The organism is Oscillibacter valericigenes (assembly GCF_021531915.1).
Lineage (GTDB): Bacteria > Bacillota > Clostridia > Oscillospirales > Oscillospiraceae > Oscillibacter > Oscillibacter valericigenes_A.
In genome coordinates this window covers 98,417-116,969 of record NZ_JAFBIV010000005.1, presented here as the reverse complement: position 1 = coordinate 116,969, position 18,553 = coordinate 98,417, and the positions used below count along the sequence as shown (strand labels likewise).

Below are 18,553 nucleotides of genomic sequence, written 5' to 3'. Positions count from 1 at the left end.
GACCACTCTGCATTCAGCAGACAGTCCCCGCCGCAAAGTCTGAAAATCCCATGCCGTCAGTCAGACCGTCTACTGAAAAGGTAGGCGGTCTTTTTTTATCCCATCCATCCCATCAAAAGGAGGCCATGTACCATGCCCAAGCAGAAAACCATCTCCGAACTGAAAGCCGAGATCGCCGCCAATGAACGCCAGCTTGCCCAGCTCCGGCACAAACAGCAGCAGCTCGAAAACCGTGCCGCCTACTACGAAAAAGGCGACCGCCGGAAACGGGCGCACAGGCTCATTACCCGTGGAGCTGCCATCGAGAGTGTGGCTCCGCTTGCAAAGGTGTTGAACGAAACCGAGTTCTATTCCCTCGTGGAAAAAGTCCTCGCCTTGCCGGAGGTCAAGGGCCTGCTCATGGAAGCCGTCAACGAACACAACAAGAATGAGTTTGGGGGTGATTGACTATCGCACTCTATCATTTTCATGTGACCCAGATCAAGAGAAGTGCTGGACAGTCTGCGGTGGCAGCTGCCGCCTATCGCTCCGGCGAAAAGCTGCACAGCGAGTATTACGGTGAGGACAGCGACTACACCCGCAAGGGCGGCGTGATCTGTTCGGAAATCCTTTTGCCGTCCCATGCTCCGCCAGAGTACGCAGACCGGGAAACCCTCTGGAACGCCGTAGAGAAGGTCGAGAAAAGCGCCAAAGCCCAGCTTGCATACAGCTTTGACATTGCCTTGCAGAACGAGTTCTCCGTGGAGGAGAACATCGACCTCGCAAGGCAATTTTTGTTGGACAATTTTGTGAGCCGTGGCATGGTGGTGGACTTTGCCATTCACCAGCCTGACAAGGAGGACGGCGGCATCCAAAATCCGCATTTTCATGTCATGTGTCCTATCCGCCCTATCGAGCCAAACGGAAAATGGGGCAACAAGCAGCGGCGGGAATATATGCTTGACGAGCATGGCGAACGCATCCGGGACGAAGCTGGGAACTATGTGTTCAACGCCGTCCCCTCCACCGATTGGGGCAAGCCGGAGACATTGGAGTTTTGGCGTGAACAATGGGCAGAGTTGTGCAACGCCAAGTTTGCCGAGAAGGGTTCGGATTGCCGCATCGACCACCGCAGCTATGAGCGTCAGGGTGTAGAGCAGATACCCACCCAGCATGAGGGGCCGACCGTCCGGGCGATGGAAGCCAAGGGTATCCGCACCGACAAGGGCGATCTCAACCGCTGGATCAGGAAAACCAACGATCTGATCCGCAGTCTGAAAAAGAAAATCTCCGTTCTGCTTGACTGGCTGAAAGAAGCGCATGAGGAACTCAGCAAGCCGCAAGCTCCCAATCTGGCGCAGCTGCTCAGTGAGTATTATACCAACTGCCATGCAGGAGCATGGAGCCAGAAAGCGAAGATCGGCAATCTCAAGGAGTTTAATGAGATCGTCAATTATCTCATGCAGAACAAGTTGACAACGCCGGTGGAATTACAGGAGCGTGTGTCTGCACTGAGTGAGCGCATCGATACTTTGAAAAACTCTATGCGCGGCAAATCTGACCGCGTGAAAGAGTTGGACGAGCTTCTCCGCATGGTGCAGTTTTATACCGAGGGCAAACCCGTTGCCGACAAGTTGGCAACTATCAAATGGAAAGGCAAGCGGGAGCAATTCATCTCAGAAAATGAAAACACACTCCGCCTGTATCACATGGCGGAGCGCAAGTTGAAGCCGTATTTCAAAAATGGAAAGCTCCCCATCACCGCATGGCGCAATGAGAGTGATCGTCTGGAACAGGAATACAAAACTGAGCAGGCAGAACTTTTACCCATCCATGCGGAAGTGAAAAAGCTCTGGCAGATCAAATACAAGGTGGAGCAGGTCATCCATGAACAGGAGCGTCAAAACGCTGCTGTGCGGCAGAAAAAGCCGGAAATCGAACACTAATCTTTACACAAAATCAGGAGGTACTTATGAAACAGAAATCGCAATTTGAACACCAACTCGCCCCGGAAGGTTATTATTTCTCCAATTCGGAATCGCTGCCACCAGAAAGAGCCGAGCGCAGAATCTTTTGGGGTGAGGACGGCCACATCCATGTAAAGAACCTCTCCGCTTTCTGGATTCCCGAACTGACCGTTACCGAGGTCATCCACGGCACGACCTACGTTGTCACAGGCAGCTATGAGGGGACGGAGAACTTTGTCCGCAAGCTGGAACGCATCACATCCAAAAAGTTTGCAGAAAAGCTGGAGGATTCAGAATGACAAACACCCAGAATCTTGGTAGAATAGAGCCAACCAATCCTGTACTGACGGTTGCTCCACCAAAGGAGGATACAGAAATGTACGGAGCAACAGACAAAATGACCGCCCTTTATTGCCGGCTGTCCCAAGAGGATGACCGGGCTGGCGAGTCCCTGTCCATTGAAAATCAGAAGGCCATGCTTTTACAGTATGCCAGGGAGCATCACTTCCCCAACCCTACGTTTTTCGTGGATGACGGTGTTAGCGGTGTTACCTACGACCGTCCCGGCTTTCAGGCCATGCTGGCCGAAATCGAGGCCGGGCGGGTGGCCGTGGCGATCACCAAGGACCTCTCACGGCTGGGCCGCAACTCCGCACTGACCGGGCTTTACACCAACTTCACCTTCCCGCAGAACGGCGTCCGCTTCATCGCCATCAACGACAACTACGACACCATCGACCCCAACCGGGTGGACAACGATTTTGCGGGCATCAAGAACTGGTTCAACGAGTTCTATGCCCGGGACACCAGCCGCAAGATCAGGGCCGTCCAGAAAGCCAAGGGTGAGCGTGGCGTACCTCTGACCACCAATGTGCCTTACGGCTATGTGAAAGACCCGGAGAATCCCCGCCGCTGGGTGGTTGACCCGGTAGCCGCTGATGTAGTGAAGCGTATCTTCTCTATGTGCATGGAGGGGCGTGGTCCCAAGCAGATCGCCAACCAACTGAAAGTGGACAAGGTGCTGACACCCAGCGCATACAGGGCCTTGCAGGGAATCAAGACCCCGAACAAGAAACCGGAGGACCCCTGCGACTGGCACAGCAGTACCGTTGTGGCGATTCTGGAACGCCGGGAGTACACAGGCTGTACGGTGAATTTCAAGACCTATACCAACTCCATCTGGGACAAGAAACAGAGGGACAATCCCCTTGAGAAGCAAGCCAGCTTCCCCAATACACATGAGGCCATCATCGAGGAAGCCGTGTTTGAGAAGGTACAGCAGGTTCGCCAGCAGCGGCACCGCAAGACCCGCACAGGCCGAAGCAGCATCTTTTCCGGGCTTGTCTACTGTGCCGACTGCGGCGAGAAGCTGTATTACGGGGCGACCAACAACTACAGAACGGAGGGCGCGTTCTTCGACTGTTCTCTCCATTGGAAGCACAAGGACAAGTGCGGTACTCATTACATCCGGGAAACCGTACTCAGCCACCTGGTCCTGAAACACATCCAGACTGTGACGGGCTACATTCTGAGGCATGAGGCACATTTCCGCACGGTGATGGAAAAACAGCTCCGGCTGGAAAGCGGTGAACAGATCCGTATCCGCAGAAAACGGCTGGAACGGAACGAAAACCGCATCGCCGAGCTGAAACGGCTGTTCATCAGGATTTACGAGGACAACGCCAGCGGGCGGCTGAGTGATGACCGCTTCGATATGCTGAGCCTGACCTATGAAACGGAGCAGAAGCAGTTGGAGGCCGAGTGCATCACCTTGCGGCAGGAAATTGAAGTACAGGAACGACAGAACGAAAACATTGAGAAGTTCATTCAGACGGCACACAAGTATGTGGGTATCGACGAGCTGGACGGATACGCTCTGCGGGAGCTGGTATCTGCCATCTATGTAGACGCACCGGACAAATCCAGCGGAAAGCGGGTGCAGCACATCCACATCAAGTACGATGGGCTGGGTTTTATCCCACTGAATGAGCTGATGAAAGAGGAAACGGCGTGACCGAAGTCACGCCGCACCCCTTGAAAACTCAAGGTTTTCACCATTTTTTGATTTTACTGTTTTACGACCACCCGCCAAAAACCGGGCGTTCTTTTTCATTCTGTGGTGATGTCGTAGGGCCAGTCCTGCATGCCGCCAAAGTCGAAGACATTGGAAAAGCCCAGGTCCCGCAGCTTTTTGGCTGCCTCGGCGCTGCGATTGCCGGAACGGCAGTAGAGCAGAAGCTCTGTGTCCTTTCCGAAGGGGAAGGGCATGTCTGCCGCAATGAACTCGTTGGGCAGGCACACGGCGCCGGGGATGTGGCCCTGGTCAAATTCCTCCTGGGTGCGGACATCCAGCACGATGGCCTCGCTGTTTTCCTCCATCCGCTGCTTGGCCTCCTGGGCGGTGAGGACGCCGGTATCCTTATTGGAAGGCTGGGGGACAGCCGGTGCGGAGTTGGGCTTCATCCGGGCGGTGCAGAATTTGATGGCCGCCATGCCGAAGCAGATGATGGCCGCCAGTAAAAAGAATTGTTTCATGTGTTGATCTCCTTTTCTGATGGATGGTGTACGTATAGAATACTTCGGATATTGGGGTCAAATTCCCTGGACAGGCATTGAATAGCCAGTTCTTCTCCGGCGGAGAGTCCCGCCAGCAGGCACAGGGCGGTGCAGAGACCATGGGACGGGAACCATGGCAGCAGGCAGGGGGCACAGAACAGCGCCGCGCCGGTGACCTTGTTTGCAAGGGTATGGAGGGCGGCAAAGCGGCGATATTTCCTGTATCCGACCAGCCATGCTCCGCAGCGGAGAAGGCAGATCAGAGCCAGCGTCCACAGGAAATGGCGGGATAGATGCAGCACTGGCAGCAGGCGGTACAGCACCGCCGCCAGGAACACCGCATCCGCCAGACTGTCCAGCTTGGCGCCGGTTCGGCTCTCCGTATGGGTCCGGCGGGCCACAGGCCCGTCCAGCATGTCCGTGACGCCGGAGAGGACATAGAGCAGAAAAAACGCCGGAGACAGGGGTGACACCGTCAGCAGTCCCAGCGCCAGGGGGACCCGGACCAGCGTCAGCAAATTAGCCGGCGTAAAAAAGACCATAGATGCCTCCACAGCGAGCTTTTTTCTAGGGTAGCACAGTCTGCGGCACCCGTCAAATAAAACCTGCGGTTGACCCCGCTGGGATTTTGTCCTAAAATAGTCTGCGAGATTATAGAAAACTGGTGAACATATGACTGACTTCAATGAACGATACATCGCCGCCCGGAAAGCCGTCATCGCGGCGGATCTGCGGCGGCTGAATCCCATGCAGCGCAAGGCTGCCATGACCACCGAGGGACCGCTGCTGCTGCTGGCAGGCGCCGGCTCCGGCAAGACCACCGTCCTGATCCAGCGGGTCTACAACCTGCTGACCTACGGCCGGGGCAGCGACTCCGGCTTCGTCCCCGAATGGGCGACTCCGGAGGACCTGGAGTTCCTGGAGCACTTTCCGGAGCATCCGGAGGGCTTTGAGATCGACAGGGCCCACCGGCTCTGCGCCGTGGATGTGCCCAGGCCCTGGGAGATCATCGCCATCACCTTCACCAACAAGGCGGCAGGGGAACTGAAGGACCGTCTGGCGGCCCGACTGGGCCCCATGGCCAACGACATCTGGGCCTCTACCTTTCACTCCGCCTGCGTCCGCATCCTGCGGCGGGACATTGACCGCATCGGCTTCGACAAGGACTTCACCATCTACGACACCGACGATTCGAAACGGGTCATCAAGGATATCCTGAAAGAGCTGAACCTGGATGAAAAGGCTTTCCAGCCCAAGAGCGTCCTGGCCGCCATCAGCCACGCCAAGGACCAGTATCAGAGCCCGGAGGCCTTCGCCAGACAGCACAGCGGCGAGCTGGACTGGAAGATGGCCCGCATTGCCAAGGTCTATGCCCGGTATGCCCAGAAGCTGCGTGCCGCCAACGCCCTGGATTTTGACGACATCATCTATCACACCGTCACACTGCTGCAGCAGGAGCCGGAAGTGCTGGCCTATTATCAGAACAAGTTCCGCTATGTGCTGGTGGACGAGTACCAGGACACCAACCACATGCAGTACCTGCTGACCAGTCTCCTGGCTGGGGGGCGGATGAACCTCTGCGTGGTGGGCGATGACGACCAGTCCATCTACCGCTTCCGGGGCGCTAACATTGAAAACATCCTGAACTTTGAGCAGCAGTATCCCACAGCCCGGACCATCCGTCTGGAGCAGAATTATCGTTCTACCCAGAACATTCTGGACGCCGCCAACGCGGTCATCAAGAACAATATGGGCCGCAAGGGAAAGACACTGTGGACCGACAACGGCAGTGGCGACACCGTCACGGTCAAGACCACCTTCAACGAGAGCGACGAGGCCAACTATGTGGTGGGGGACATCCTGATGGGGGTGAACCGGGGGCGGAACTTCCGGGACACGGCGGTGCTGTACCGCATGAACGCCCAGTCCAACGCCCTGGAATACGCCATGAAGCGCAACGGCATCCCCTATAAAGTGGTGGGCGGCATGAAGTTCTTCGACCGGGCCGAGGTCAAGGATATGCTGGCCTACCTGTGCGTCCTGAACAACCCCCTGGACGACCTGCGGCTGCGGCGGATCATCAACAACCCCGCCCGTGGCATCGGCGCCACCACCCTGGACAAGGTGGCGGCGTTGGCAGAGAGCCAGGGAGCGTCCCTGTATGAGATCATCCGAAACGCGGACCTGTTCCCGGAGCTGAAAAGCGCATCCGCCAAGCTGCTGAAATTCGCGGACCTGATCGATAGCCTCCGCCGTCAGGGCGCCGAGCTGGCCCTGCCGGAGTTCTACGACGCCGTCTGCGACCAGAGCGGCTATGTGAAGGCCCTGGAGGATAAGGATGACATGGAGAGCCGGGGCCGCATCGAGAACGTGCAGGAGTTGAAGTCCAATATTCTGGGCTTCCTGGAGCAGGACCCGGAGGACGCCACCCTGTCCGGCTTCCTCAACGAGATCGCCTTGTACACGGACCTGGATTCCGTGGAGGCCGACGACAACTGCGTCACCATGATGACCATTCACTCCGCCAAGGGCCTGGAATTTCCCGCGGTGTATGTGGTGGGCATGGAGGAGGGTATCTTCCCCGGCTCCTCCGCCCAGTACGACCCCGAGGAGCTGGAGGAGGAGCGGCGGCTCTGTTACGTGGCCATGACCCGGGCCAAGGAGAAGCTGACCCTGACCAACTGCCGCCAGCGCATGCTGTACGGCCGCACCAGCACCAACAAGGCCTCCCGGTTCCTGGAGGAGATCCCGGAGGACAACATGCGCTGGGAGAGCAAGCCGGAGCCGAGATTTGGCGGCATGGAGCGTGATGATACCTTCGGCGGCGACCGCTACGAGAGCGGCTTCGGCGGCGCCTATGGCGGTGTCTATGGAAGCCGCTCCGCCGGCGGTTCCTCCTGGAGCAGCGGCGGTGTCCACAGCTACCGGGACTCCAAGCCTGCTGCGGCTCAGAAGCCCTTGCAGTCTGTCCGCAGGAATGCCACTTCTTCCGCGCCTCTGATGCAGCTGCAGCAGGGAGACATGGTGGAGCACACCGCCTTCGGTAAGGGTATGGTGCTGTCTGTCCGGCCCATGGGCGGCGATGCCCTGGTGCAGGTGGCCTTCGACAAGGTGGGCGAGAAAAAGCTGATGCTGAAATCCGCCGGAAGTCACATGAAAAAGCTGTAAAAAAGTCCGTCCGAAGCGTATTTTCGCTTCGGACGGTTTCTTATTCGCCCTCGTTGGCTTCCTCCTCGGCGGCCTCACCGGGCAGCTCCGTGGGGAAGCGGACCTGGAGTACCGCCTGGGGGCGGTTGAAGGACACGGCGGCGTGGCGTCCCCGTTTCTGGGCGGCTTCCTCCAGAGCCTGGACCAGCTCCGCCAGCACCTCCCGGGTGAGGGGTCCGCCCCGCCAGTGGAACACAAAGGGCAGGTCCTTCCGAATGGCCATCTGGGCCCGCTTCACCACGTCCTCGATCTTCGTGAAGGACAGCTTGGCGGCGCGGTAGTAGAACTGGTCACCCTTGCCGCAGGCGGGGACCGAGTAGACCACCGGCTGGTGGTCCCGGAACAGGCGGCTGTCATCCAGGTTGAAGTAGTCGTACCGGATGACGCCGTCGTGGCCCAGGGAGTTGTCAAAGGTGGCGTCCAGGTGGACGTACTGGCCGTCCAGCTTCAGGATGTTCCAGGCGTGGCGGTACTTGACGCCCATCTCCGGGTTGGCCTCGGAGATGGCGATGATACACCACAGGCCAAGGGCATCACATAAAATCTTCACAGATTTGGCAATGCCCTCGCACACGCCGACGCCCTGCCCCAGGGGGCCGATGATCTCATGGGAGTAGGGCTTTTTCAGCTTGTCGTACCGCACGTTTGCGCAGATAAAATCATGGATGTACCGCTCTTTTTCCAATGGCGTCATGGCTTTGGCGGGGCGGGCCAGCTTTTCCACCCGGGCCGCCAGGGCCTTCTGGTGCTCCTTGATTTTACTTTTTTCAAAGAGATATTCCGGGATCAGTTCCACATGGTCCGAACCGGGATAAAAGCGGTAAGTAAAGCCGGTGACGTAGAAGATCTCCGGGCAGTCCAGCCGCAGCTGAAAGAAAATATCCGAAAGCTCCCGGTTGTCCAGCCGGGGCACCGGAAAGGCGGGGGAGAGGGCGGTAAAGCCCGTTTTCATGGCGTGGTACGCTGCCTGCCGGGGCTTGGTCATGCGCTGATAGTAGTAGGCTTCCATGGTACTCACTTCCGCCGGACCTTCTGCTCCGGTGTGTACAGCAGTTCCTCAAAGCTATCGATATAGACATCGCAGAAGGCCCGCATCTCTTTTTCGTCTTTATTGAAGAAGCTGTCGTGGACGCCCACCACCCGCATCCGGGCGGCCCGGGCGCCCCAACAGGCGGCCAGACTGTCGTCAAAGACGGTACAGTCCTCCGGACGGACGCCGTTTTTCTCCGCGGCGGCCAGCCAGACGTCGGGGGCCTTTTTGTGCATCCCGGCCTGCTGGGCAAAGGTGACGTTCTCAAAATACTTCTCAATATCCAGCTTCTTCAGGGCAGTATAGCAGTGCTCCGGTACGCTGGAGGTCACCACGGCCATCCGCCGGCCCTCCGCTTTGCACTGCTTCAGGTAGGCCCGGACACCGGGCTTTAGGGGCACTTTGGCGTACATGCCCCGGGACATCTCCATCCACTCGTCAATGATCTCCTGGCAGGATTCCTCCAGATGGCAGAACTCCTTGGTGAATTCCGCTGCCAGGGGCAGGGCAGTATGGGCAACGCCCTCAAAGTAGGCACGGGAGTAGGGAAGGCCCCGGCGGGCCAGAAAGTCGTGGTCTACCTGCTTCCAGATGCCGTTGGAGTCGATGAGGGTGCCGTCCAGATCGAAGAAAAACATGGTTCAAACCTCCGTTTCCAGCCAGAAGCGCCAGGGAAAGTCCCGGGCCTCCTCGGCGTAGTCGATGCCGATGCGTGGACCTGCACAGATGCGTTCTTTGGGTCGCTCCGTCAGCGGAGCGCCGAAGTCCAGGGGAGAGTCGCAAAGATACAGAGTATCCTCCGTCAGGTCCAGCCCATTTTCTGATTTGGTAAGGGAAAGACCTTTACACAGTTTGCCGGGTCCGTTGAGGAAATTCTTCTTTCGGTAGACGGTCAGGGGCTTGTCCCCGAACCGCAGGCGGCGGATGGTGTCCGTCCCGGCCACAGGCTCCATGGACCGGATCAGCACGGCGGCAGGCTCACCCTCCGGCTCCGTCACCACGTTAAGACAGTGGTACATGCCGTAGATGAGGTAGATATAGGCGTGGCCCGGCGGGCCGAACAGGGTGGCGGTCCGTTCTGTCCGGCGGTAGTTGTAGGCATGGCAGGCCTTGTCGCAGCGGCCCACGTATGCCTCCGTCTCCGTCAGCCGTCCCGCCAGCACCGTGCCGTCCGGAAGCCTGCGGACCAGATACTTGCCAAGCAGCGCCCGGGCGACCTCCACCGTGTCGCCATTATAGAATTCACGGGAAAGTCTTGCCATTTCCTCACCCCTGTGCTAAAATCTCATGCGTTGTGTCTTGAAAAGACACAAACCAGTATACCATGGAACAGAAAACGGAGCAAGTCTATGAAAGTCAATCGGATTCGTCAAAATGTGCTGCCGGTGCTGGCAGCTTTGATCTGGGGTACTGCCTTTGTGGCTCAGAGCGTGGGCGCCGACTACGTGGAGCCCTTTACCTTCAACACCGCCCGGTCAGCTATCGCCTTTTTGTTTTTGCTGGCGCTGTGCCTGGTGCGCCGCAAGGTACAGAAGGGCATTGTGGAGCGTGCAACCCGCTCCTGGAAGGACCTGGCGGTAGGCGGTGCCTGCTGCGGCGTGGCTCTGACGGTGGCCAGCTTCCTGCAGCAGAAGGGGCTGGAGACCACCACCAGCGGCAAGGCTGGTTTTATCACGGCGCTGTATATCGTCATTGTGCCCATCCTGGGTGTATTTTTGAAGAAGAAGGCACCCCGGACCATCTGGATCAGCGTGGCCCTGGCAGTGGTGGGCCTGTACTGCCTTTGCATCACGGAGGACTTCACCATCACCAGCGGCGACTTCTATATCCTGCTGTGCGCCTTCTGTTTCTCCGCCCATATTCTGGTGATCGACCATTTCACCCAGACGGTGGACGGTGTGGAGCTGTCCTGCATGCAGTTCCTGGTGGTGACGGTGCTGTCTGCCGTCGGCATGGCCGCCACGGAGAGCCCCTCTCTGGAGGCGCTGGGCATGTGCCTGGGTCCCATCCTGTATGTGGGTATTTTCTCCAGCGGTGTGGCCTATACGCTGCAGATTTTGGCCCAGAAGGACTCCAATCCTACGGTGGTGTCCCTGCTGCTGAGCCTGGAGTCCGTGTTCGCCACCCTGGCGGGAGCTGTCATTCTCCACGATCAGATGAGCGGCAAGGAGTACTTCGGCTGTGTGCTGATGCTGGTGGCCGTGGTGCTGGCCCAGTTGCCGGAGCGAAAGAAGCCCGTCCGTGCCGAGGTGTAAAATCAAAAACGAGCGAATGGGGAGGCATTCTGCCTCCCCGTTTTTGCAGCTGAACAGGGAGGCCCTCTTGATTTTAGGTTGGACAAAGGCGGACCTTTGTGGTAAACTTTAACCTGTATGAGTATGTAGTGAGGTGATCCTATGCGTATCGACGTTTTGGGCGTCGGTTTTGATAATCTGACCATGGGAGAAGCGGTGGACCGGGCCATGGAGTTGATTCATGGAGAAGGTGTACATTATGTAGTGACGCCTAACCCGGAGATCGTGGAGGTCTGTCGGGAAAATTTAGCGGCGAAGATCGCCGTCAACGGCGCGGATCTGGTACTGCCGGACGGCATTGGTGTCATCAAGGGCGCCGCTATGCTGGGGACGCCTTTGAAGGAAAGAACCCCCGGCATTGAATTTGCCGGGCATCTGATGGAAAGAATGGCAGTGGAGGGCTTGTCCCTTTATCTGCTGGGCGCCAAACCGGGCGTGGCGGAGCAGGCGGCGGAAAAGCTGGCGGCGCAGTATCCCGGATTGAAGATCGCCGGGACCCACGACGGCTATTTCAAGGAGGACGCCCCTGTTGTGGAAGCCATCGCCGCCAGCGGCGCGGACTGCGTGTTCGTGTGCCTGGGCGCTCCCAAGCAGGAGCTCTGGATGCGGAAAAACGGCGCCGCCACCGGTGCCCGACTGCTGTGCGGTTTGGGCGGCAGCTTGGACGTGTTCGCCGGCGTGGTGGAGCGGGCGCCGAAATTCTGGTCCGATCACGGGCTGGAGTGGTTTTACCGTCTTTGCAAGGAGCCCCGCCGTATCGGCCGCATGATGAAGCTGCCCCTGTTCCTGGTCCATATCAAGCAGGAGAAGAAAAAGAAATGAGTGGAAAACTGATCGTATTTGAAGGAACTGACGGCTCCGGCAAGGCCACCCAGGCAAGACTCTTGTGCCATCATCTGGAAGAGGAGGGGACTCCCTTCCGGGAGATCAACTTCCCCCGGTACGGAAAGCCCTCCGCCGCCATGGTCCAGGAGTACCTGGACGGCAATCTGGGCAAGCACCCCGGCGACGTGAACGCCTTCGCCGCCTCCATGTTTTTCTCTATGGACCGCTATGCGTCCTATAAGCAGGACTGGGGCGATTTTTATGAGAGCGGCGGACTGATCGTAGCAGACCGCTATACCACCTCCAACGCCGTCCACCAGGCCTCCAAGCTTCTGAGAAGCGAGCGAAAGGAATATCTGGACTGGCTGTTCGAGTTGGAATACGGCAGGCTGGGCCTGCCGAAGCCGGATCTGGTGATCTACTTGGACATGCCAACGGAGATCACGGAGCAGATGATGCGCCAGCGGGAGCAGGATACCGGCACCCATGCGGATATCCATGAACAGGATGAGGTATATCTGAAAAACTGCAGAGCCAACGCCAGGGAAATCGCCAGGGAGTGCGGCTGGTCCGTTATCAACTGCGCAAGAGAGGGAGCCCCCCGGACTCCGGAGGACATCCATCAGCAGGTTTACCGGTTGGTAAAGAAGCTGCTGTAAAGCCTGTCCCGCCTCGAACGAAAGAAAACGGGACGCCGGGCGTCCCGCTTTCCTGCGGATGTCAGCAGCAGTTGTCCCCGCGGTCGCAGTCATGGTCGTGGTCATGGCCGCAGCAGCAATTGCCGCCCCAGAAGTTGCCGCAGCAGCAGAAGAGCAGAATGAGGATAATGATGAGCCACAGGCAGGAGCAGTCGTTGTTACCATTGTTGAACCACATGATTGTCACCTCACTTTGTTGAGACATTCTATGCGCCGGGAGCCCGAATGGAGCCTGGCCAATCGAAAAATCCCCGGAGAGCCGGGAAAAAATCGCGTGTCTTCGTCGGAATCGGCGAAGAGAAATGGAGGTTTCCATGGCTGATTACAAGCGCGGCGATACCGCAAGCTGGGATGCGGAACAGGTTCGCAGGAGCGAACAGCCCCGGCAGGTATCCCGCAAGAGCCGCAAGAGAAAAAAGAAAAAGCGGATCAATCCGCTGCTGTATATCCTGTTCGTGGTGGTCACATCGGCCCTGCTGGCAGGCGTGGGCTGGCTGCTGGCCTCTGACCTGTGCGCCTTCAACAAGGAGTACAAGGAGGAGACCATTCAGATCACCTCCGAGGACACAGTGGCGACCGTGGCAGACAAGCTGCAAGAGGCGGGCCTCATCAATTACAAGTGGTTCTTCCGCCTGTTCGCCAATTTCGCCCATGCCGAGGAGAAGATCGGCATGGGGACGTACACTCTCAATACGGAGATGGATTATCGTGCTCTCATCGTGGGGATGCGGAGCACCTCCGGCAACATGACGGCGGAGACCGTCCGGGTCACCATCCCGGAGGGCTACACCGTGGCGGAGACCATTGAGCTGCTGGCCAAGAACAATGTCAGCAGCAAGGAGGACCTGTTGAAGGCCGCCCAGACCTACAACTTCAAATACGATTTTATCGACAACGAGTCGGAAGACATCAGCCGTCTGGAGGGCTACCTGTTCCCGGATACCTACGAGTTCTATGTGAACGGCAAGGCATCAGCGGCTCTGAACAAGATGATTGCCACCTTCAACAGTCGTCTGGATGACGACTTGCTGGCCCAGGCCAAAGAGCGGGGCTATGACCTGCAGAAGATCGTCACCATCGCCTCCCTGATCGAAAAGGAGACTGACGGTACGGATCACGGCAAGATCGCCTCTGTCATCTACAATCGTCTGGAGGGCCCCGGCGACAAGGGCGGCACCTACGGCATGCTGCAGATCGACGCGGCGCTGCTGTATGCTCTGCCCGGTCATGAGGGTGCCATCACCAACAGCGACAAGGAGACGGATTCTCCCTACAACCTCTACAAGAAGGCCGGCCTGCCGCCCACGGCCATCGCCAATCCGGGTATGGCATCCATCCGGGCTGCCCTGGAGCCGGAGACCACGGACTACTACTATTACGCCCTGGGCAAGGACCACAGGCACCGTTTCTTCACCAACTACAACGACCACCTGAACTTTGTCAACAGCAGCGAGTATATTGGAAACTGATATGAGAAAGAAACCTGAGATTCTGGCCCCGGCGGGGGACATGGAGCGGCTGAAAATGGCCGTCCTGTACGGCGCGGACGCCGTGTATCTGGCCGGCACCGACTTCGGCATGCGGGCCTTTGCCGGGAATTTTAGCCCGGATGAACTGCGCCAGGCGGTGGAGTTTGCCCACAGCCACGGCGTCCGGACCTACTGCACCATCAACACCATGCCCCGGAACGATGAGGTCTCCCGCCTTCCGGAGCATCTGGAGCTTCTGAACGACGCGGGAGTGGACGCCGTCATCGCGGCGGACCTGGGCGCCTTCACCCTGGCGGGGAAGTATGCCCCCAACTGCCGCCGCCATGTCTCCACCCAGGCCAGCGTCTGCAACTATGAGACCGCCCGGGCCTGGTATGATCTGGGTGCCTCCCGGGTGGTGCTGGCCCGGGAGCTGAGCCTGGAGGAGATCCGTACCATCCGGGAGAAGATCCCCGCGGAGCTGGAGCTGGAGACCTTCGTTCACGGCGCCATGTGCGTCAGCTACTCGGGCCGGTGCCTGCTGAGCAACTATATGACCGGGCGGGACGCCAGCCGCGGCGCCTGCGCCCAGCCCTGCCGCTACCAGTACGCCCTGATGGAGGAGAAGCGCCCCGGCGAGTATTTCCCCATTGAGGAGGATGCCCAGGGCTCCTACATCCTGAACTCCCGGGACATGTGCATGATCGACCATCTGGATGACCTGTGCGACGCGGGCGTGTCCAGCCTGAAGATCGAGGGACGGGCCAAATCCGCCTATTACGCCGCCATTGTCACCGGAGCCTACCGTCACTGCCTGGATGACGCGGCGGCGGGGAAGCCCCTGGACCCCGTCTGGCGGGATGAGGTGGAGCACGTCAGCCACCGGCCCTACTCCACCGGCTTCTACTATGGACACCCCGGCCAGTATTACGTAAACTCCCGTTATATCAGAGAGTGGCAAGTGGTTGCCCTTGTCACGGAATGTGACGAGGCGGGAAATGCCAGACTGTCCCTGCGCAATAAATTCCGGACCGGAGACACCGTGGAGCTGGTGGGTCCGGACCTGCGGCCCTTCTCCATGACCGTCCCGGATATGACGGACAGCGAGGGCCAGCCCCTGGAAGAACCCCGCACGCCCCAAATGACCTTCCGCATGAAGCTGCCCCGGCAGGTGCCGCCCTTCACCCTGGTGCGTCACGCCGTGGAACTATCCGCTAAATGAGCGGAAATCGACAGAAGGAGAGAGCCATATGAATACAGATGTTGTCATCGTCGGCGCCGGCCCTGCCGGTATCTTCACCGCCCTGGAAATGATCAAGAAGGGCAGCCACCAGAAGATCATCATGGTGGAAAAGGGACAGGCCATTGAGAACCGCCACTGCCCCAAGGACAAGACCCGCAAGTGCGTCAACTGCAAGCCTTACTGCCATATCACCACTGGCTTCTCCGGCGCCGGTGCCTTCTCCGACGGAAAGCTGTCCCTGAGCTACGAGGTGGGCGGCGACCTGCCTTCCCTGATCGGCGAGGACCTGGCTCAGGAGACCATCAATTACGCCGACAAGATCTATCTGGAATTCGGCGCGGATACCCACATCGAGGGTCTGGAGCATGAGGAGGAGCGGAAGGAGATCCGCAAGCGGGCCATCCACGCGGGCCTCAAGCTGGTGGATTGCCCTATCCGCCACATGGGCACGGAGAAGGCCCAGGACATTTACCTGGCCATTGAGAAGTACCTGCAGGAAAACGGCGTGGAGATGTACTTCGGTTATGAGTGCAGCAACCTGATCCTGGAGGACGAGGTCTGTAAGGGCGTTTCCGTCTCCAACGGCAAGACCGACCTGGAGATCTACGCCAAGCATACCGTCGTTGCCACCGGCCGCCGGGGCGCCGACTGGCTGGAGAAGCTGTGCGCCGAGCACAACATCGCCCATGCTCCCGGCACCGTGGACATCGGCGTCCGGGTGGAGGTCCGCAACGAGGTCATGGAGATGGTGAACCGGGTGCTGTACGAGTCCAAGCTGGTGGGCTATCCCAAGCCCTTCAAGAACAAGGTCCGTACCTTCTGCCAGAACCCCGGCGGCTTCGTCAGCCAGGAGAATTACGACAACAACCTGGCGGTGGTCAACGGCCATTCCTACAAAGACCTGAAGAGCGACAACACCAACCTCTCCATCCTCTGCTCCCACAACTTCTCCGTGCCCTTCAACCAGCCCATCGCCTACGCCCAGAAGGTGGGTGAGCTGACCAACATGTTAGCCAACGGCCAGATCCTGGTCCAGCGGTTCGGCGACATTCTGGACGGCAAGCGCACCTGGCAGAAGGAGTTGGCTCAGTCCAACATCCGGCCCACCCTGCCGGATGCCGTGGCCGGTGATATCACCGCCGCCATGCCCTACCGGGCCATGACCAATATCATCGGCTTCATTCAGGCCATGGATTACGTGGTCCCCGGCTTCGCCGCCTACGAGACCCTGTTGTATTCCCCCGAGCTGAAGTTCTACTCCAACCGGGTGAAGATGGATACTGACTTCAACACCAGCCTCAAGGGCCTGCACTGCCTGGGCGACAGCTCCGGCTGGACCCGCGGTCTGATGATGGCCTCCATCATGGGCGTCCTCATGGGCCGCAAGATCGCGGAAGAGCGCTGAACCAAGAAAACATAAAAGGAAGCACATCAGTCAGATGTGCTTCCTTTTATTGTTAGACGAAAACCTCGGGGTATGCCGAATCTCATTAACATAAGCAACAGACCAGACTGTACGCAAGGCGGTTTGGTCTGTGATTGCAAATAATTGAAAAAGTCACAAAAAACACTTGACAAAACAGAAAAAATCGGCGTCTACGCCTTGAGAGCAATTTCAAGGAGGTTACGCCCATGAGAAACTACCCAAAAGCCCTGAAAAGAAAACTTTTGGATACCATATGCCAAATGTGGGAGGAGTTGTCCATATACACGACCGATTCCAAACGGAATTTCACACGGAACTGAAAGCTGCCTACTTTAACAGTACTAAGGACGGACGCGGATACAACCTGCTGCATTTGAATGCACTGTATGACTTGGAAAGTCAACTCTATCTGGACACCGTCATACAAGATGGCCAGGAGGAGCACGAGTCTCGAGCGCTTGTGGAATTGGTGGACCGATCGGAACTCACAGAACCGGTCATTCTCATAGCGGACTGCGGCTATGAGGCATACAACAACATGGCGCACATGGAGCAGAAGTACCGCTGGATCCCCAGCAAGGTTCATTTCGACTATATCAGGGACACAAGCGATGCGTTGTATCCGATTTCCTTCCGTGTGGTCAGATTTGCGGTCAAAGAGGGCCTGTACGAGACCGTGATCACCAATCTTCCCGCAGACCGGTTCCCGCCTCCATTACTCCGCGAGCTTTACCACAAACGCTGGGGCATCGAGACATCTTTCCGGGATTTGAAATACACCCTTGCGCTGACACACTTTCATGCCAAAAAGCGCTCATTTATCAAGCAGGAGATCTTTTCCAGAATGACGCTCTATAATTTTGCTTCCTTGCTTCGTCTGCATGCCATTTTTACGCAGTCGGAGGGCAAATATCTCTACCGCCTTAACGCCGCTTTCGCTGCTCACATTGCACGGGAGTTCCTGCTTGGCTTTATTCCTGCGACAAAAGTGGAGCCTTTGGTTGCAAAATTCCCGCTTCCTGTTCGGCCTGGCTAGCAAAAACCGAGGAATATGCGCGTAAAGCGCCCAGCCAGTTTTCGGTACCGGATGATTTGAGGTTGTTTCATATTCGTTTTTCGCGGAGGAAACTCCACGCTGTTGTCGTGCCCTCATTTCTGATGTATGTGTTTACTAAACCGCCTCCGAGATTTTCTCCCGGAGGCGGCTACGTTGGGGTGGTTATCTTAATGAAATTAGGCATAGCCCGGGGTTTTCCTATACAATTTTCTTCAGATTCTTTTGGGGAATACCGCTGTGCTTCTGCTCTGCGAAATAGCGGATGATGTCCTTGCGGGTGACGATACCGATAAAGCTGCCTGAGTCGTCTACCACTGGGATAAAGTTTTGATTCATGGCACTGTCCAGCAGCTCATCCATGGTGACGGTGATCCGTACAGGCAGATACTGGTTGCCCCGGAGGATGTCCCGGACCTGGAGCTGCTCCAGGTCCTTCATGGTGTGGTGCTGCTCAGTCTCCTCGCTGAGGAGACGCCACAGAAAATCGCCTTCACTGACGGTGCCGATGTACTGCCCGCTGCGGGAGATGACAGGAATGGCCGTATAGCCGTGGTGCCGCATTTTCTCAAGGCCCTGCCGGAAGGTGCAGTCGTCGTACAGATACGCGACGCGAGCTTTGGGGAGCAGAAAATAAGCAATGTTCACGAAGCTGCCTCATTTCTCGAAGACGGAAAGCCCGCCTGTATTTTGGCGTTTCAGCCTCTATTCATAATATACAAGAATTTCCTCTGAAAGTGATGAACATTTTATGAAGATTGCATGGAGCGGCTCTTTACTTTTTTGCCGGAAACTGATAAGATAT

The 18,553-nt window shown here is 57.7% G+C and carries 19 protein-coding genes; 12 read left to right on the top strand and 7 right to left on the bottom strand.

Annotated elements, in window-relative coordinates:
• The first annotated feature begins 132 nt into the window (after window positions 1-132).
• From JQM66_RS05800 to JQM66_RS05785, 4 genes are all read left to right on the top strand, one after another.
• Window positions 133-447 carry a DUF3847 domain-containing protein gene (locus JQM66_RS05800; RefSeq protein ID WP_235228940.1) on the top strand — a complete coding sequence of 105 codons (315 nt, stop codon included), beginning with the start codon at window positions 133-135 and terminating at the stop codon, window positions 445-447.
• 2 nt (window positions 448-449) lie between these two features.
• Window positions 450-1,925: a MobQ family relaxase gene (gene mobQ, locus JQM66_RS05795; protein WP_235228946.1), complete on the top strand. Its 1,476-nt coding sequence runs from the start codon at window positions 450-452 to the stop codon at window positions 1,923-1,925.
• A 26-nt stretch (window positions 1,926-1,951) separates the two neighbouring features.
• Window positions 1,952-2,245, top strand: coding sequence for a hypothetical protein (locus JQM66_RS05790; RefSeq protein ID WP_235228939.1), 294 nt, complete (start codon window positions 1,952-1,954; stop codon window positions 2,243-2,245).
• A gap of 77 nt (window positions 2,246-2,322) precedes the next feature.
• On the top strand, window positions 2,323-3,960 hold the full coding sequence (locus tag JQM66_RS05785) for a recombinase family protein (protein WP_235228938.1): 1,638 nt from the start codon (window positions 2,323-2,325) through the stop codon (window positions 3,958-3,960).
• Window positions 3,961-4,055: 95 nt separating this feature from the next.
• Here JQM66_RS05785 and JQM66_RS05780 read toward each other — a convergent pair whose 3' ends face one another.
• Together JQM66_RS05780 and JQM66_RS05775 are read right to left on the bottom strand one after the other, a co-directional pair.
• Entirely contained in the window at window positions 4,056-4,481 is a 426-nt protein-coding gene (locus JQM66_RS05780) for a rhodanese-like domain-containing protein (protein WP_235228937.1), read from the bottom strand.
• Window positions 4,478-5,044, bottom strand: coding sequence for a CDP-alcohol phosphatidyltransferase family protein (locus JQM66_RS05775; protein WP_235228936.1), 567 nt, complete (start codon window positions 5,042-5,044; stop codon window positions 4,478-4,480). Before JQM66_RS05775 ends, JQM66_RS05780 begins: the two co-directional genes overlap by 4 nt.
• Window positions 5,045-5,174: 130 nt before the next feature.
• Here JQM66_RS05775 and JQM66_RS05770 point away from each other — a divergent pair, with 130 nt between their 5' ends.
• Window positions 5,175-7,670, top strand: coding sequence for an ATP-dependent helicase (locus JQM66_RS05770; RefSeq protein ID WP_235228935.1), 2,496 nt, complete (start codon window positions 5,175-5,177; stop codon window positions 7,668-7,670).
• Between the two features lie 40 nt (window positions 7,671-7,710).
• Here the strand turns inward: JQM66_RS05770 and JQM66_RS05765 are convergent, their stop codons facing one another.
• Genes JQM66_RS05765 through JQM66_RS05755 form a run of 3 tightly spaced genes read right to left on the bottom strand, consistent with a single transcriptional unit; the run spans window position 7,711 to window position 10,001 of the window.
• On the bottom strand, window positions 7,711-8,718 hold the full coding sequence (locus JQM66_RS05765; RefSeq protein WP_235228945.1) for a transglutaminase domain-containing protein: 1,008 nt from the start codon (window positions 8,716-8,718) through the stop codon (window positions 7,711-7,713).
• A gap of 5 nt (window positions 8,719-8,723) precedes the next feature.
• Window positions 8,724-9,377 (bottom strand): HAD family hydrolase, encoded by a 654-nt coding sequence (locus JQM66_RS05760; protein WP_235228934.1) that lies wholly within the window; start codon window positions 9,375-9,377, stop codon window positions 8,724-8,726.
• Window positions 9,378-9,380: 3 nt separating this feature from the next.
• Entirely contained in the window at window positions 9,381-10,001 is a 621-nt protein-coding gene (locus tag JQM66_RS05755) for a DNA-3-methyladenine glycosylase (protein ID WP_235228933.1), read from the bottom strand.
• Window positions 10,002-10,088: 87 nt separating this feature from the next.
• On the opposite strand from JQM66_RS05755, the gene JQM66_RS05750 reads away from it, so the two are divergent.
• From JQM66_RS05750 to JQM66_RS05740, 3 genes are all read left to right on the top strand, one after another.
• The gene (locus tag JQM66_RS05750; protein WP_235228932.1) at window positions 10,089-10,994 is read left to right on the top strand and encodes a DMT family transporter; all 906 of its coding nucleotides are present in this window, start codon (window positions 10,089-10,091) and stop codon (window positions 10,992-10,994) included.
• A 141-nt stretch (window positions 10,995-11,135) separates the two neighbouring features.
• Entirely contained in the window at window positions 11,136-11,855 is a 720-nt protein-coding gene (locus JQM66_RS05745; protein WP_235228931.1) for a WecB/TagA/CpsF family glycosyltransferase, read from the top strand.
• The gene (locus tag JQM66_RS05740) at window positions 11,852-12,517 is read left to right on the top strand and encodes a dTMP kinase (protein ID WP_235228930.1); all 666 of its coding nucleotides are present in this window, start codon (window positions 11,852-11,854) and stop codon (window positions 12,515-12,517) included. Before JQM66_RS05745 ends, JQM66_RS05740 begins: the two co-directional genes overlap by 4 nt.
• A 61-nt stretch (window positions 12,518-12,578) precedes the next feature.
• On the opposite strand, the gene JQM66_RS05735 is transcribed toward JQM66_RS05740, so the two are convergent.
• The gene (locus JQM66_RS05735) at window positions 12,579-12,734 is read right to left on the bottom strand and encodes a hypothetical protein (protein WP_235228929.1); all 156 of its coding nucleotides are present in this window, start codon (window positions 12,732-12,734) and stop codon (window positions 12,579-12,581) included.
• 136 nt (window positions 12,735-12,870) lie between these two features.
• Between JQM66_RS05735 and mltG the strand changes: the two genes are divergently transcribed.
• The 4 genes from mltG to JQM66_RS05715 all read left to right on the top strand — a co-directional run bounded on the left by mltG (window position 12,871) and on the right by JQM66_RS05715 (window position 17,730).
• Window positions 12,871-14,025: an endolytic transglycosylase MltG gene (mltG, locus tag JQM66_RS05730; protein WP_235228928.1), complete on the top strand. Its 1,155-nt coding sequence runs from the start codon at window positions 12,871-12,873 to the stop codon at window positions 14,023-14,025.
• A gap of 1 nt (window position 14,026) precedes the next feature.
• The gene (locus JQM66_RS05725) at window positions 14,027-15,247 is read left to right on the top strand and encodes a peptidase U32 family protein (RefSeq protein ID WP_235228927.1); all 1,221 of its coding nucleotides are present in this window, start codon (window positions 14,027-14,029) and stop codon (window positions 15,245-15,247) included.
• A 28-nt stretch (window positions 15,248-15,275) separates the two neighbouring features.
• Window positions 15,276-16,673: an NAD(P)/FAD-dependent oxidoreductase gene (locus JQM66_RS05720; RefSeq protein ID WP_235228926.1), complete on the top strand. Its 1,398-nt coding sequence runs from the start codon at window positions 15,276-15,278 to the stop codon at window positions 16,671-16,673.
• A 274-nt stretch (window positions 16,674-16,947) separates the two neighbouring features.
• Window positions 16,948-17,730 carry a transposase gene (locus JQM66_RS05715; RefSeq protein ID WP_235228925.1) on the top strand — a complete coding sequence of 261 codons (783 nt, stop codon included), beginning with the start codon at window positions 16,948-16,950 and terminating at the stop codon, window positions 17,728-17,730.
• Window positions 17,731-17,949: 219 nt separating this feature from the next.
• Here JQM66_RS05715 and JQM66_RS05710 read toward each other — a convergent pair whose 3' ends face one another.
• Window positions 17,950-18,396, bottom strand: coding sequence for a CBS domain-containing protein (locus JQM66_RS05710; RefSeq protein ID WP_235228924.1), 447 nt, complete (start codon window positions 18,394-18,396; stop codon window positions 17,950-17,952).
• Window positions 18,397-18,553 lie beyond the last annotated feature (157 nt).

What these genes read in the sequence shown, in the direction of transcription:
- JQM66_RS05735 (WP_235228929.1), bottom strand. Translation starts at nt 12,734, where the DNA reads ATGTGGTTCAACAATGGTAACAACGACTGCTCCTGCCTGTGGCTCATC.
- JQM66_RS05720 (WP_235228926.1), top strand. Translation starts at nt 15,276, where the DNA reads ATGAATACAGATGTTGTCATCGTCGGCGCCGGCCCTGCCGGTATCTTC.
- JQM66_RS05725 (WP_235228927.1), top strand. Translation starts at nt 14,027, where the DNA reads ATGAGAAAGAAACCTGAGATTCTGGCCCCGGCGGGGGACATGGAGCGG.
- JQM66_RS05740 (WP_235228930.1), top strand. Translation starts at nt 11,852, where the DNA reads ATGAGTGGAAAACTGATCGTATTTGAAGGAACTGACGGCTCCGGCAAG.
- JQM66_RS05775 (WP_235228936.1), bottom strand. Translation starts at nt 5,044, where the DNA reads ATGGTCTTTTTTACGCCGGCTAATTTGCTGACGCTGGTCCGGGTCCCC.
- JQM66_RS05755 (WP_235228933.1), bottom strand. Translation starts at nt 10,001, where the DNA reads ATGGCAAGACTTTCCCGTGAATTCTATAATGGCGACACGGTGGAGGTC.
- JQM66_RS05760 (WP_235228934.1), bottom strand. Translation starts at nt 9,377, where the DNA reads ATGTTTTTCTTCGATCTGGACGGCACCCTCATCGACTCCAACGGCATC.
- mltG (WP_235228928.1), top strand. Translation starts at nt 12,871, where the DNA reads ATGGCTGATTACAAGCGCGGCGATACCGCAAGCTGGGATGCGGAACAG.
- JQM66_RS05790 (WP_235228939.1), top strand. Translation starts at nt 1,952, where the DNA reads ATGAAACAGAAATCGCAATTTGAACACCAACTCGCCCCGGAAGGTTAT.
- JQM66_RS05750 (WP_235228932.1), top strand. Translation starts at nt 10,089, where the DNA reads ATGAAAGTCAATCGGATTCGTCAAAATGTGCTGCCGGTGCTGGCAGCT.
- JQM66_RS05765 (WP_235228945.1), bottom strand. Translation starts at nt 8,718, where the DNA reads ATGGAAGCCTACTACTATCAGCGCATGACCAAGCCCCGGCAGGCAGCG.
- JQM66_RS05785 (WP_235228938.1), top strand. Translation starts at nt 2,323, where the DNA reads ATGTACGGAGCAACAGACAAAATGACCGCCCTTTATTGCCGGCTGTCC.
- JQM66_RS05780 (WP_235228937.1), bottom strand. Translation starts at nt 4,481, where the DNA reads ATGAAACAATTCTTTTTACTGGCGGCCATCATCTGCTTCGGCATGGCG.
- JQM66_RS05800 (WP_235228940.1), top strand. Translation starts at nt 133, where the DNA reads ATGCCCAAGCAGAAAACCATCTCCGAACTGAAAGCCGAGATCGCCGCC.
- JQM66_RS05745 (WP_235228931.1), top strand. Translation starts at nt 11,136, where the DNA reads ATGCGTATCGACGTTTTGGGCGTCGGTTTTGATAATCTGACCATGGGA.
- JQM66_RS05770 (WP_235228935.1), top strand. Translation starts at nt 5,175, where the DNA reads ATGACTGACTTCAATGAACGATACATCGCCGCCCGGAAAGCCGTCATC.
- JQM66_RS05715 (WP_235228925.1), top strand. Translation starts at nt 16,948, where the DNA reads ATGCCAAATGTGGGAGGAGTTGTCCATATACACGACCGATTCCAAACG.